The following is a 13898-nucleotide window of genomic DNA, read 5'->3' as shown; positions in this document are numbered from 1 at the left end:
CACTACTCACGCAGGCCGAACCTGGCGTGCACGGCCCGCAGGGGCCGGGGTGCCCACCAGTTCCACCGTCCGGCGAGGCGCATGAATGCCGGAACCAGGACGGGGCGGACGAACAGCGCGTCCAGAATGATCGAGAGGGCGGCGCACAGTCCGAAGAACTGGATGATCGACACTCCGGACGAGAGCATCGCCAGGAACGACACCGACAGGATGCCGGCTGCGGCGCTGATCACCCGGCCGCTGTGCGACAGGCCGTCGATCACCGAGGTGGACAGGTCGGCGCCCTGGCCGTGCCGTTCCAGGACCCGGGAGAGCACGAAGACCTCGTAGTCCATCGACAGGCCGAACGCCACGCAGAAGAGCAGCACCGGGATCGCCACCGCCAACGGTGCGCCGGTGTGCCCGAGGATGCCGGACAGGTGGCCGTCCTGGAAGACCCAGACCGCGACGCCGAACACCGCGACCATGGTCAGCATGTTCAGGATCAGCGCCTTGATCGGCAGCAGGACGCTTCCGGTCAGCAGGAACAGCAGGATGAACGTGGTGCCGGCGATCAGGCCGGCGGCCAGTGGCAGGCGGCCGCCGATCGACGAGGTGATGTCTACGAGCTGGGCGGCCTGACCGGTCACCAGCACCCGGACGCCGTCCGGCACCGGTGTGGCGCGGATGGCGCGGGCCAGGTCGGCGCCGTCGGACGAGAACGGTTCGACGTCGCTGAGCACCGAGAACCAGACCGTGTCGCCGGAGATGAAGCCGGCCCGGACGTTCGCCGGCCGGGACAGCGCGGTGCCCTCGGCGAAGGACCCGGCGAGCGTGTCGACCCGGGTCACGTGGGGGACCTCGGAGAGGTCGGTGGCGTACGCGACCGCCCGGTCCACCGCGTCCTCGCCGGTGCCCCAGGCCGGGGCGACGAGCACGGTGGCGCCGTTGCCGGTGTCGGCGAACTGTTCCCGCATGGTGTCCGCGACGACCCGGCTCTCCGCGTCCCGGGGTAGCACCCGGTCGTCGGCGATGCCGAACTGGACGTGGGTGAAGGGCAGTCCGAGCACCAGCAGCAGGCCGATCAGGGGCACCGCGGTCAGCACCGGGCGGCGCAGCACGAACGCGGCGATCCGGCCCCAGAACGGGGCGTTGCCGGTGACCGCGGGGCGGCGGCGCCACAGCGGCCACTTCTCGATGCGGTCGCCGAGCAGCACCAGCATGGCCGGCAGCACCAGCATCGCGGCGAGCACCGTGGCGACCACGACGGCGATTCCGGCGTACGCGAACGACCGCAGGAAGTACTGCGGGAAGACGAGCAGGCTGCACAGTGCGACGGCCACGGTGGCGGCGCTGTACAGGATGGTGCGGCCGGCTGTCCGCATGGTCGCGGCGAGGGCCGTCACCACGTCGCCGTCGTGGCCGCGCTGTTCGCGGTACCGGGAGACGAACAGCAGGCTGTAGTCGACGGCCAGGCCGAGGCCCAGCGCGGTGGCCATGTTCACGGCGAACACCGACACGTCGGTGACCGCGCCGAGCAGCCGCAGCGTGCCCAGCGTCATCAGGATCGAGAAGATCCCGATCAGCAGGGGCGCGCCGGCCGCCCACACCGTGCCGAAGACCAGCAGCAACAGGAGCAGGGTGATCGGGACCGCGATCCCCTCGGCCCGGGCCAGGTCCTCGGTCACCTGTTCGTTGATGTCGTTGATGATCTGGGTGAAGCCGCCGAACCGGACCTGGACCGCGCCGTCGTCGCGGGCCAGGTCGTCGTGCAGTCCGGCGACCACCTTGGCGCTCTCGGTCTCGTCGCCGTCGACGTGCACGAGGATGATGCCCTCGTGTCTGTCGCGGCTGGCGAGCTGCGGCAGGCCCTGCACCCAGTACGAGCCGGCGACCGTCACCCCCGTCGTGGTGCTCAGGCGCCCGGTGACCTCCTGTGCCACGGCACGCGTGTCCGCGTCGTCCACACTGCCGCCCGGCTTCTCGATCATGACGACGAGATTCGGGTCGGCGGTGCGGAAGTGCTCACCGAGGAGCTCGCGGGCGTGTACCGATTCGGAGCTCGGGTCGTCGAATCCGCCGGTCTTGAGCGCGCCCACCACGCCGGCCCCGCTGATGCCCGCGAGGACGGCCAGCAGCAGGGCGACGAGGAGCACGAACTTGGGCCGGCGGGCGACGAACCGGACTACCGCCCCCGGTCCCGGGCCGGTGACCGCGCGGTCACCGGCCCGGGCCGGGGGTTCTTTCACAGAGGTCATGACGGGCGCAATCTGCTCAGACCGGTTGGGGTACGGGTACCGAACCCGCCGGGTCGAGGTGGCGGGCCAGCAGGTCCACGGTGGTCTCGATGTCCTGGGCGGTGTGTTCGGCGGTGATGAAGAACCGCAGTCGGGCCAGCGACTCCTTGACCGCCGGGTAGAGGATCGGGTTCACGCTGACCCCGTTCTTGAGCAGCGTGTCCGAAAGCCTCAACGCCTTGATGGAGTCACCGGTGATGCATGGGACGACCGGAGTCCCGGAACTGGTGCCGACGTCCACCCCCGCCTCGCGCGCCAGGCGCAGGAACATCGCCGAGTTGGCGTGCAGTGCGGCGAGGCGCTGCGGCTCCTCCCGGATGATGTGGATCGCGGCCAGGGCGGCTGCCGCGTTCGCCGGGCTCATGCCGGCGCTGAAGATGAATCCCGGGAGCGTGTACCGCAGGTATTCGATGAGCTCGTGGCGGCCGGCGATGTAACCGCCGCAGCTGGCGAGCGACTTGGACAGGGTGCCCATCCAGATGTCGACGTCGTTGCGGTCGATGCCGAAGTGCTCGCCGACGCCGCCGCCGTGCGCACCGAGGACGCCGATGCTGTGCGCCTCGTCGATCATCAGCAGCGCGCCGTACTTCTTCTTCAGCGCGATCAGGGCGGGCAGGTCGCAGATGTCGCCGTCCATGCTGTAGACGCCCTCGACCACGATCAGCACCCGGCGGTACCGGTCGCGGATCTGGCTCAGCAGGGTGTCCAGGGCTTCGAGGTCCTGGTGCGGGAACGGCTGGCGGCTGGCGCCGGAGAGGCGGCAGCCCTGCAGGATGCTGTCGTGGGCGAGGGCGTCGTGCAGGATCACGTCCTCCGGGCCGACCATGTGCCCGATCACGCCGACGTTGGTGGAGTGGCCGCCGACCAGGGTGATCGCGTCCTCGGCGCCGACCAGGCCGGCCAGTGCGCGGTCCAGTTCGTCGTGCAGGCCCCGGTTGCCGGAGAGGATGCGGGCCGCGGAGACGGACGAGCCGTAGCGTTCCACGGCTTCCTTCACCGCGTACGCAACCATCGGGTGCCCGGTCAGACCGAGGTAGTTGTAGCTGGAGAAGGAGATCAGCTGACGCCCCTCGACCTGGGTACGCGCACCGATCAGCGCGTCGTGGACCAGGAAGTACGGGTTGTCGACGCCGACCCGCTCGAGCATGGTGCCGCGGCGCTCGAACTCCACCACCTCGGGCAGCTTCGCGACGTCGGCGACCTCTTCGTGGCGTACCCGGGGACGGGCCGGCGCCTCCAGGCGGACCGGTGCCGGCACCGGTGCCGGAGCCGGGAGCGCCCGCTGCGTGCCGCCGCCCAGCGCGCCGGCCAGCACCTGGGCCAGTTCGCCGACGGTGGTGACGCCGAAGACCTCTTCCGGGCCGAGCGGCACGTGCGGCCACTGGCGTTTGAGGGCGGCGGCCAGCTCGGCCGTCATGATCGAGTCGAAGCCGAGGTCACCGGCGAAGGTGCTCTCGGCGCGCACCATGTCGGCCGGGAACGCGCTGATCTTGCCGATCATGACGCCGATCTCGGTGACGATCTGCTCGGCGTCGACCGGTGAGGTCTTCTGCGTGGGCACTGTGCCGCGGCCGGCGACCGGCGCGGCGGCCGGAGTCTCCGGCTCGGGGCGCACCGGCACGACGGTCGGCACCTCCCGCGCGGGCTCGGCACCGGCGGTCAGCTCCATCGGCTCGGCGCCGAGGCCCCGCAGCACCGCGAGTTGCTCCCGCATGAGAAGGATGACGTCGTTCACTGGTGTGGAATCTCCGTTCCGATCGGCTGCCGGGCGCGTGGCGCGCTCCGGCTGGCGGGACTCGGTCCGCGCGACTCGCGCGGGCCGGGCGGACGCCGGGCGCGGGGCGCCCTTGCGGGTGGTCCGGCGGATCGAGTAGGTCTGGGTGGCCAGGGGGAAGGGCGGCAGGGTCAGCAGGGGTACGCGCAGACCCGCGAACAGTGGTGTCAGGTCCACCGGCACGCCCGCGACGGCGAGCCGTCCCAGGCCTTCGAGCAGGGCGTACCCGTCGTCGGGCTCGGCCGGCATCAGCGCGATCCGGTCGAGTCCGGCCGACGAGGGTGTCAGGGCGGCCATGCCGAGCAGCGCGTCACCGGCGCTGACCTGCACCAGGATGCGGGCGCCGGCTTCGACGGCGGCGTCCACGGCGTCGGTGAACAGCACCGGCGAGGAGCCCTGCCGGCCCCACAGGTCGCGCAACGTGTCCGGGTCGGTGGTCGCGGCCGGGTCGACGCTGGAGACGAAGGTGCGTTCCGGGGTGCGGACCGGCATGTGCGCGGCGTGCGTGGTGACCCGGGTGTCCACCTCGGCGAGCAGCGGCGAGTGGAAGGCGTGCGAGACGCTCAGCGGGACCGCCGACACGCCCCGGTCCTTGCAGCGTTCCAGCAGGATGTCGACCGCGGACCGGTGGCCGCTGGCGACGGTCTGCGACGGGTGGTTGTGGCAGGCGGCCCACACCCCGTCGATGCCGGTCCGCAACTCCTCGAAGCCGGCCGGGTCGATCCGGACGGCCGCCATCGTGCCGGGTGGCGGCTCCTCCCCCGCGGTGACCGCGGCGCCCCGGTCGACCAGGAACTCGATGCCGTCGCGAGCCTTGAGCGCGCCGGCCGCGACCGCCGCGACGAGTTCGCCGACGCTGTGGCCGAGCGTGACGTCCGGCAGGACGCCGCAGTCGGCGAGCAGCTGGGTCATGCCGATGCCCGCCACGCCCAGGCCGGGCTGGCAGATCCGGGTGGCGCTGACCGCCGACTCGTCGCCCGGCCCGGGTTCGGAGCAGAGCAGTTCGGTGACGGCCGTGCCGGTGCGCTGGTCGACCAGGTCGCCGAGCGGCCGGACGTGCCGGGCCATCGACGGGAACCGGGCCACCAGGTCGCGCAGCACGCCGGGGCGCAGCGAGCCCTGACCCGGATAGAGGAAGCCGAGCTTGCGCTCGTCGGGTGCCAGCGGGCCGGCACCGGCGTACACACCGGGGGCCAGCCGGCCCAGTTCACCGGCGGCCAGCGAGCGGGCCGCCGCGGCGAGACGTTCGGCGAGTTCGTCGCGGGTGCGGCACATCACCGCCAGGCGGGACGGGAGCAGGCTGCGGCTGGCGGTGGTCCGGGCCACGGCGGCCGGGTCCATCGCCGGGTCGGCCGCGACCAGGGCGGAGAGCCTTTCGGCGTACGCGCCGAGTTGCTCCGGGTTGCCCGCGGAGATGAGGACGAGCCAGGGCCGGTCGCGGTTGTTGCCGGCGCCGCCGCGGGCCGGTCGCGGCTCCGGGGCCTCGCTGAAGACCGCGTGCACGTTGGTGCCACCGAATCCGAACGAGCTGACGGCCGCGCGGCGGCGGTCGTCGGCGACGTCCGGCCACTCCCGGGGTTCGGTGGTGATCCGCAGGCCGGCCTCCTCGATCGGGAGTTCGGTGTTGCGGTCCAGCGCGGGCTGCGGCGGGACCAGCCGGTGGTGCAGGGCCAGCGTGGCGCGCAGGACGCCCGCGGCGCCGGCGGCCGGCAGCGTGTGCCCGATGGTCGCCTTGCCGGAGGAGAGGTAGCAGGGACGCGACTCCCCGGCGGTGGCGCGCAGCCGGCGCAGTGCCTCGAGTTCGACCCGGTCGCCGACCGTGGTTCCGGTGCCGTGCGCCTCGAGGAAGTCGATCGCGCCGGGTGACACGCCGGCGTCCCGGTAGGCGGCGAGCATGGCCGCCTCCTGGCCCTCGGGGCGCGGGGTCATCGGGCCGCCGCCCTTGCCGTCGTTCGCGGTGCCGATCCCGTTGAGCACCGCGTAGATCCGGTCACCGGCGGCGACGGCGTCGGTCAGCGGCCGGAGCACGGCGATGGAGCCGCCCTCGCCGAGCACGAAGCCGTCCGCGCGGGTGTCGAAGGGCCGGCAGACGCCGGTCGGCGACAGTGCCCCGACCCGGGAGAAGCCGACCATGGCGTTCGGGGTCATGTTGACGAAGACCCCGCCGACCAGGGCGGCGCTGACCGAGCCGGACCGCAGGTGGTTGACCGCTTCGTGCAGGGCGATCAGCGACGACGAGCAGGCCGCGTCGACCGCGAAGGCGGGTCCGCCCAGGTCGAGCGTCTCGGCGACGGCGCAGGGCGCCATGTTGTTGAGCATGCCGGCCATCGAGAAGGACTGCGGCGGGTCGAGGGCTTCGGCGGCCGCGTCGGCGAGGGCCTCCAGGAACTCGGGGTTCCGGGCGTGGTTGCCGATCGACCCGTCGGCGAGCATCGTCGCGAGCAGCCGGGTGCCCGCGAGCTCCCGGTAGTCGGAGCCGCCGATGCCGACGAAGACGCCGGTGCGGGCCCGGTCGAACTCGACCCGCTCCCAGCCGGCGTCCTGCACGGCCTCCCGGGCCAGGTCGATGAGCAGCCGGTGCTGCGGGTCCATGGCTTTGGCCCGCCGGGGCGGAATGCGGTAGTGCAGGGCCGCGAATTCCTCGGCCCCATCGATGAACGCGACCTTGTCGGTGTATGTCGAATAGGTGTCCCGAAAATCTGCGGAGTGGAAGGAAGCGTGATTCCACCTGCTGGAAGGTACGGGCTTGAATTTATGTTCGGCGGTCAGCGAGTTCTCCCAGAACTCGACCACGTCGCGCGCGCCCGGAAAACGGCACGACAGACCGACAATCGCAATATCCAATGCTGTTCCTCATGGTTGCGAGCCTGGACGGCGCGACCGGAAAGAGGCCGCGAAAGCTCAGCAGATGGCTTTCCGACCAGAGGCTAACGTACGCCTGGACGTTTTCAGGGACTCTACGGCAGCTTTGCCGGGCAAATCTGTAACCACTCGTCGTCGGCGCGGCGATCGTACCAGTGGAGATCACCCGGGGGTGTCCATTCCAGAAGTCACCCATCGTTTCGCAATGCTCGGACAGTAGTCCCATTCTCCCCTTTCCGAGAATTGATCACGTTCATGAGGACGGCACGTTCGGGCACGCTCCCCGGGGGCTGGTCGCGCGTTGGACCTGTCGTGCCCCCGCTACCTCTAACGGAACAACGACACTCCGTGCAATGTCCCCCAAATAGGGGCATTATCCCACTCCTGGGTGTGTTGATATGCGGAAAAACCACCACATCGCCTAGCTTCATGCCCCATGAAGCACACCACCAAGCGGGGGCTCGCCGCCGCATTGGCGACGGCCGCCGTTGTCACCGCCGCTCCCACGCCCGCACAAGCGGCACCCGAGGTGCGTCCGATCCGGCTCAACGCCACGGCGTACTACGGAACGATGGACATCATCGCCCGCGAGACCCTGGACCTCAGGGCGCGGTTCTTCACCTACGACGGACGTCCGGTCGCCGGCCTTCCGGTGCAGTTCGCCACCACCGGTGAGCGCTGGCTGCTCTGCGAGGCCACGACGGACTTCAACGGCTACGCGGCCTGCCGCAACGGCCCGATCCCGCCGCCGGTCTCGACCCTGAACCTGCTGGTCAACGGGTACGACGCGATCTTCGAGGGCAACCGCCGGTTCGCCCCGGTGAGCGCACACAACAACATCGGCATCGGCTGACGGATCACAGCAGCGGTCGGCCAGGGTCAGCACCTGGCCGACCGCCGACCCGTTCAGCGAATCGGGGCCGAGTCACCAGCATGTGAGAACGACGGTTTTCACTCCCGAAGACCGATTCCCCTTGTGACACACGCCACACCATGGCCCCGCACTTCACGCCCGGCGCATTTCGCGGTTGCTCGCCGCGGAGCCCCCGGATCCCCACAATCCGCGCATATCCTCGGCAAATGAAGATCAGCACAGCCTTGTCGATCATGAATGGCGACAGACTCGACCGAGGAAAAGCAACTTTTCGGATACGTACTATTAACAGTTCCGAAAAGCTGCAAGCATGACGAATGCCGCAAATCCTGATCTTGAGAATTCCGCATCACCGGATCAAGAACCGGGCACGGATCGGATACTGCACGGCATGACGATCGATTTCCCGGCGGCCACCACGCCGGCCGACGGACGGGGCGAGGTCTTCGCCCGCTATCTCGACTACTTCCGCGCGGTGCTGCTGGCCAAGGTGTCCGCGCTGCCGGAGGCCGAGTTGCACACCAGCCGCCTGCCCTCCGGCTGGACACCGCTGGAGCTGGTCAAGCACCTGCGGTACGTGGAACTCCGCTGGATCGCCTGGGGCTTCGAGGGCCGCCGCGACCACGAACCGTGGGGCGACCGCCGCGACGACCGCTGGCACGTCGAACCCGGCGAGACCCTCGACGTCCTCGCCGGACGACTCCGCGAACAGGGCGCGTACACCTCGGCGGTCATCGCCACCGGCGACCTGGCGGCGACCGGCGCACCCGGCCCGCGCTGGGACGGCAACGAACCCGCCACCCTGGAACGGATCCTGTTCCACCTGGTCCAGGAGTACGCCCGGCACGTCGGCCACCTCGACGTGGTGGCCGAACTGGCCGGCGGACCGGTGGGCGAGGACGGTTGACGGCCGGCCGGCCGGTGGGCGAGGACGGTCGCCGGCTAGCCGGCGACCACCCGGTCCCGGCCGCTGCGCTTCGCGGCGTACAGGTTCTGGTCGGCCTGCGAGAGCAGCGCGGAGAACGTGATCCGCCCGTCGGTCGTGGTGGTCACCCCGATGCTGGTGGTGACGTGCAGCGGGCCGGTGATCGGCTCCCAGCCGTGTGCCCGGATCCGCAGGCGCAGACGCTCGCAGCGCAACGACGCCTCCTCCGCGTCCACCCCCGGGAACACCAGCAGGAACTCCTCACCGCCCATCCGGGCCGCGATCCCCGGGCCGGCCGCCTCGACCAGCAGTTCGGCCACGTTCTGCAGCACCGTGTCACCGGTCGCGTGCGAGAGCGTGTCGTTGATCCGCTTGAAGTGGTCCAGGTCGATGATCGCCAGGGACAGCGCCCGGCGGCACGAGGTCGCCTCCGCCAGCAGGTCCGGGACGCGTTCGTTGGCGTACCGGCGGTTGTGCAGGCCGGTGAGCGCGTCCCGGTGGGCCATCTCGCGGAAGTGCTCGCTGGCACGCCGCGCCTCGTTCGCCTCGAAGACGGCCTGCAACGCGCGGGCCCGAGCCTCCCGCTGCACCGAGTACAGGGCTGCGGACGCGGCGGAGAAGGCGCGGTGTTCCTCGTACGCCTCCGCGAACCGCCCGGTCGCCGCGAACAGGGCGGCCTGCTCCTCCCGGACCCGGGCGCCGATCGCGGCGAGCTCCCGGTCCGAACAGAGCCGGCCGGCCGCGTCCAGCGCCTCCTGAGCCGCGCCGTACCGGCCGTCCCGGCGGCGGGCCTCGGCGAGCGTGAGCAGGCACTCGGCCACCGCGTCACCCTCGTTGGCCACCACCCGCTCGTCGAGCACCGGGATGAGCAGCTCCTCGACCTCGGCGTACCGCCCACCGAGCATCTCCACCCGGGCCAGGGTGTCGCACTCGTTGGCACTGAACCGCTGACCGGTCCGCGCCTGGATCTCGCGCATCTGCTCGACCAGCGCCCGGGCCGACGACGCGTCGCGCAACTGGTACGCGCTGTACGCCAGATTGTTCAGCACCAGGATCATCGTCTCGTGGTCCCGGGCGTCGGCGGCCAGCATGAGCGCCTCGCGGGCCCGGCGCTCCCCGTCCATCGGCGAGCCGCTGTCCTCCAGGGCCACCGACAGGGTGAGCAGGTGCCGGGCCCGGATCCCGGGCGGCACGTCCTCGTCGAGCAGCGCCACCGACTGCAGCGCGTGGGTGAGCGCGTCGGAGAAGTCGCCGACCTGGTGGAAGAAGAGGGAGAGCGTCCGGTGCGCCCGGGCCAGCAGGAACGACGCGTTGTTGCTCTCCGCCCAGGCCCGCACCTGGTGGGCGAGCTGACCACCCTCGCCGGTACGGCCCTCGCGCAGCAGCACGCCGGCGAGCAGCAGCACGGTCCGCTGGGACAGTTCCTCCGCGCCGAGCTCGTCGGCCCGGCGTCTCAGATCGGCGGCCGGGGAACGCACCGTGCGGAATTGCGACATCGGGCGGGATTCGAGTTCGGCCACGGCCGCCTCGAGGGCGCCCAGCTCGAGATGCCGCTCGGTGGGGATACAGGTCGCCGTCTCGGTCGTCACTGTCCCTCTACTTCCTGTCGTGGCCGTGACGGTCCACGGTCCGGCGCCCGGGTGGCAGGACGGGTCCCCTTCGGTTGCCGCCCGGTTGCACTGCCCTTCGAACCCGGCGACACCGGTCACCCTGTCCCGGCCGGGACACGGCACACGGTCGCCACCCGTCCGTCCCGGCCGGCCAGGAGCGGCTGCCGGCCAGGAGCGGCTGCCGGCCAGGAGCGGCTGCCGGCCAGGAGCGGCTGCCGGCCAGGAGCGGCTTCCGGCCTGACGGGGATTCGGGCGTCAGCGGTCGGTGCAGACCGGTGCGGAGCTCACCACCCGCTTCACGGAGTACTTCACGGCGACCGAGAAGCAGTAGTCGACCTTCTCGTTGAGCGGGCTCACCGTCCAGTCCGCCGACCGTGCGGACAGCTCCTGGAACTTCTGCGGTTTCTCCCCGGCCCGGCCTCCGGAGATCAACACCACGCCTTCGGCGCCTCGGGGGTACGTCCAGAGCAGCGTCACGCTGTCCCCGCTGTCGCGCAGCCGGACGTTCTGCGGAGCCCCCGCCGCCGCGGGGGCGACACTGGCCGCCGTGCTCGCCGCCGGTGTCGTCGCGGGCGCGCCGGTGGGCGCCGCCGTCGGTGCGGTCGCCCCGTCAGCGTCCGGCAGGGTCAGGATCACCACCGCGGCGGCCGCGGCCACCCCGCAGGCCAGCACCGCGGCGAGCAGCAGCGGATGGGTGGCCCGGCGGCGGGCGGGGGTGTCGGTGCGTACCGGGACGCGCCGGGTGTTCGGCGGGTCGGTCCGGGTCCCGCTGCTGGCCGTGCCCTTCGGCACCGCCCGGCCGTCCTCGTCGTAGTCGGGTGCCCGCCGGCCGGGCAGCGGCGGCGGGGTGTCCGCCCGGGCGTGCCGGCCGACCGGGTCGCCGGGTAGCCGGTGCAGGTCACTGAGGTACAGCGGCTGCTGGTACACCGAACCGTTCGGGTCGGTCTCCCGGTCGTCGGACTCCTCGTCGAGATCGTCGTCCTCGGTGGGATAGACCCGGCCGTTCGGATCGGTCGGCCGGTCGTCCGGTGGTGGCTGGCCGGGTGCGTCCACCGGGTACGGCGCCGGGCTCGCCGGGCCCGGGTCGGCGACGGTCGGCCTGCGCGGGAACCGGCGGCTCGGGTCGGTGGAGGTCCGGCCGCCCCGCTCGGCGGTCGCACACGAGTGCCGGCCGGACGCGCGCCCGGTGGCGAGCGCGGCGGCCTGCCGGGCCAGCGGATGGTCGGCGGGCAGGTACCGGGCGCTCAGCTCCTGGGCCAGCGCCAGGTGTTCGGCGGACTGCCGGTCCCGGCCGCACTCGCGTTCCATCGAGCCGAGCCGGGCGAGCATCTTGATCCCGGCGGGGGCGGCGTCCCCGTACACGTCACGATGGTGCCGCCAGGCGCGGGCGAGCCGCGCCCGGGCCGCGCCGCAGTGCCCGGCGGCGTGCTCGGCGACGGCCAGGTCGGCCTCGGCGGCGAGCACCCGCGGCGAGTCCGGGCCGTCCGCCGCGGCCAGTTCGCCGACCAGGTCGTGATAGACGATCGCGGCCCGGCCGTGCTGGCCGATCCGCTGCAGCACCGCGGCGTGGGTGGCCGCGGCGGCGATGGTCCGCTCGTCGCGGGCGCCGTGCAGGCGTTCCTCGGCGGAGTGCGCGAAGGATGCCCAGAGCCGGGCGGACTCCGGGTCGCCGAGGGCGATCAGGACCCGGGCGTGCAGGGCGGCCGCGACGGCCATGTCCGCGGTGGCGCGGCGAGGGTCGGCGTCGGCGCCCCGCAGGACGTCGTCCAGGACCGCGCGGGCACCGGTGAGATCGCCGGCCGTGGACAGGGACTGCGCCTGAGCCGTTCGTTCCGCGAGTTGAGGGGCCATGTTTCCCATAGTGCTCGGCCGGATACCGTGGGTACAAGTTTCCGGTAGCGAAGTGGACAGGGTAGAAACACGGACATGTCCCCGATCACCACGGTCACCCGTGAACTCCTGGTCCGTTACCTGCAGACATGGGCTCCCGGTGCGCTGCACCGCGGACGCCGCGCGGTCTACGCACACGGATACGCCGACGCCGACGACGGCGCGGCCGCCGAAGCGGCGGTGCGGGTCCTGGCGGCCCTGCCCGACCTGGCCCGCAACCGGGAACTGTCCATGGTGGCGGTCGGCGCGGAGGCGGGTGGGCTGATCGGGCGCCTCGGCGCGGCCCAGCGGGACTCCGGTGCGGCGGCCGGGCTGGCGGTGCTCCCGGTCGGCGGCGGGACGGAGGAACGACTGGCGGTGGCGTTGCGGGCCGCGGGCGCTTCACGCGTACCCCTGCTTGCTTTTCTGGATGCGACCAGCGCCGGTGAACCGCCGAGCGTGACCACCGTCGCGGCGGTGGCGTCCGCCGGAAAGCCGGCCGACGTGCTGCTGGCGCTGCCGCCGGGGACCCCGCTCGAGCCCTATCGCACCGTGGGACTGCCACTGGTCACTGCGGTCCGGGTGGCGACCGGCGAGCTGCTGGTGTTCGGTACGGCCTCGGGACGCAACCTGGAGGATTTCAAGGAGGAACTCTGGGCGGCCGCCGAGTCCGCCGGGGCGCGTCTGGGCGACCCCGGCGACCCGGAGGACCTGCTGATCGACGTCTCGCCGGAGCCCGACCACGACCCGTTGCGCCGGGCGTTGCTGGCGCGTCTGGACGAGGCGGGCGCGGCGACGGTGACCGAACTGCGGACGTTCGCCCTGACCGACACGGTCTATCGGGCGGCGGACGCCACCACGGTGCTGCGCGCCCTGGTGGACGCCGGGACGGTCACCCGCCGGCCGGAACACGGCCGGCTCGGCGGAGACGTCTCGATCAGCACGTCATGACCGGGACTTGTCCTGCTTCCAGGACAGCGGGCCGGGCAGGTCGTAACGGTGCGCGCGGGTCCGAGAGTTCCACGACCACTTGCCGATCTTCAAACTGAAGGACGAGTAGCCGTTCTCGGTGAAGTTCAGAACAAGCGGCCCGATCTTCTTGCGGCTGCGGTAAACGATGGGCATCGGAACGTCTCCCCTCCACTGTGCTGGTGGCAGAACGATTCCCGATGACGCGGATTTACAAACGTCAGCGCGGCTGCCACGCGTCGGGACGCGTGGTCAGCTTGCGGACGTGCGCCGGCATCCGCCCGCTGATCAGCTCGGCGAGGCTCACCTCGTCGACCACCTCACGGACCGCCGCACGGACCGCGACCCACAGGTTCGGCAGGTTCTCGGCGGCACCGGTGTATTGCGTCTCCTCCGGACGGAGCCCGCGCACGCCGGCCAGCGGGCCGTCGACGGCCCGCAGGATCTGGCCGATCGTCACGTCCCGTGGTGGGTGGGACAGCGTGTAGCCACCCTCGGCGCCACGCTGCGCCCGGACCACTCCGGCACGGCGCAGGTCGGCGAGCACCGCCTCGAGGAATTTCCGAGGCATGTCTTGGTCTTGGGCAATGGCCTGGGCCGACATCAGTGCGGGGTAGGCCTGCGCCAAACTCAGCGCCGCCCGGACCGCGTAGTCGCCACGCGCGGAGATCTGCACCTGACTATCATGCCCCCCGCCCACATCCCGGATGCACATACCCCAGGGAGTTGTGGGAATTAC

9 protein-coding genes are annotated in these 13898 nt (G+C 71.8%); 3 read left to right on the top strand and 6 right to left on the bottom strand.

What is annotated here, in order from left to right; genetic code table 11:
• Positions 1-2: 2 nt before the first annotated feature.
• Positions 3-2237 (bottom strand): MMPL family transporter, encoded by a 2235-nt coding sequence (locus QSK32_RS30170; protein ID WP_045747081.1) that lies wholly within the window; start codon positions 2235-2237, stop codon positions 3-5.
• A gap of 16 nt (positions 2238-2253) precedes the next feature.
• Positions 2254-6894, bottom strand: coding sequence for a type I polyketide synthase (locus tag QSK32_RS30165; protein WP_285473821.1), 4641 nt, complete (start codon positions 6892-6894; stop codon positions 2254-2256).
• A gap of 454 nt (positions 6895-7348) precedes the next feature.
• On the opposite strand from QSK32_RS30165, the gene QSK32_RS30160 reads away from it, so the two are divergent.
• Together QSK32_RS30160 and QSK32_RS30155 are read left to right on the top strand one after the other, a co-directional pair.
• Positions 7349-7765: a hypothetical protein gene (locus tag QSK32_RS30160; protein WP_045747079.1), complete on the top strand. Its 417-nt coding sequence runs from the start codon at positions 7349-7351 to the stop codon at positions 7763-7765.
• Positions 7766-8177: 412 nt separating this feature from the next.
• Positions 8178-8693, top strand: a complete 516-nt coding sequence (locus QSK32_RS30155) for a mycothiol transferase (RefSeq protein WP_045747078.1) — start codon at positions 8178-8180, stop codon at positions 8691-8693.
• A gap of 35 nt (positions 8694-8728) precedes the next feature.
• Here QSK32_RS30155 and QSK32_RS30150 read toward each other — a convergent pair whose 3' ends face one another.
• On the bottom strand, positions 8729-10300 hold the full coding sequence (locus QSK32_RS30150) for a GGDEF domain-containing protein (RefSeq protein WP_045747077.1): 1572 nt from the start codon (positions 10298-10300) through the stop codon (positions 8729-8731).
• Positions 10301-10576: 276 nt separating this feature from the next.
• Positions 10577-12172: a tetratricopeptide repeat-containing protein gene (locus QSK32_RS30145; protein WP_285473820.1), complete on the bottom strand. Its 1596-nt coding sequence runs from the start codon at positions 12170-12172 to the stop codon at positions 10577-10579.
• Positions 12173-12247: 75 nt separating this feature from the next.
• On the opposite strand from QSK32_RS30145, the gene QSK32_RS30140 reads away from it, so the two are divergent.
• Positions 12248-13141, top strand: coding sequence for a hypothetical protein (locus QSK32_RS30140; RefSeq protein WP_285473819.1), 894 nt, complete (start codon positions 12248-12250; stop codon positions 13139-13141).
• Here QSK32_RS30140 and QSK32_RS30135 read toward each other — a convergent pair.
• Together QSK32_RS30135 and QSK32_RS30130 are read right to left on the bottom strand one after the other, a co-directional pair.
• Positions 13136-13315: a DUF4236 domain-containing protein gene (locus tag QSK32_RS30135; RefSeq protein WP_045747074.1), complete on the bottom strand. Its 180-nt coding sequence runs from the start codon at positions 13313-13315 to the stop codon at positions 13136-13138. The two genes, QSK32_RS30140 and QSK32_RS30135, sit on opposite strands and share 6 nt — an antisense overlap.
• Before the next feature lie 64 nt (positions 13316-13379).
• Positions 13380-13835: an RrF2 family transcriptional regulator gene (locus QSK32_RS30130; protein WP_045747073.1), complete on the bottom strand. Its 456-nt coding sequence runs from the start codon at positions 13833-13835 to the stop codon at positions 13380-13382.
• Between the last annotated feature and the right edge of the window lie 63 nt (positions 13836-13898).

The sequence above is a fragment of the Actinoplanes sp. NBRC 101535 genome (assembly GCF_030269225.1).
Lineage (GTDB): Bacteria > Actinomycetota > Actinomycetes > Mycobacteriales > Micromonosporaceae > Actinoplanes > Actinoplanes rectilineatus.
The sequence above is the reverse complement of the archived record's forward strand: the minus strand, read 5'-3'. Positions and strand labels throughout refer to the sequence as shown.

What these genes read in the sequence shown, in the direction of transcription:
- QSK32_RS30170 (WP_045747081.1), bottom strand. Translation starts at nt 2,237, where the DNA reads ATGACCTCTGTGAAAGAACCCCCGGCCCGGGCCGGTGACCGCGCGGTC.
- QSK32_RS30140 (WP_285473819.1), top strand. Translation starts at nt 12,248, where the DNA reads ATGTCCCCGATCACCACGGTCACCCGTGAACTCCTGGTCCGTTACCTG.
- QSK32_RS30160 (WP_045747079.1), top strand. Translation starts at nt 7,349, where the DNA reads ATGAAGCACACCACCAAGCGGGGGCTCGCCGCCGCATTGGCGACGGCC.
- QSK32_RS30155 (WP_045747078.1), top strand. Translation starts at nt 8,178, where the DNA reads ATGACGATCGATTTCCCGGCGGCCACCACGCCGGCCGACGGACGGGGC.
- QSK32_RS30135 (WP_045747074.1), bottom strand. Translation starts at nt 13,315, where the DNA reads ATGCCCATCGTTTACCGCAGCCGCAAGAAGATCGGGCCGCTTGTTCTG.
- QSK32_RS30145 (WP_285473820.1), bottom strand. Translation starts at nt 12,172, where the DNA reads ATGGCCCCTCAACTCGCGGAACGAACGGCTCAGGCGCAGTCCCTGTCC.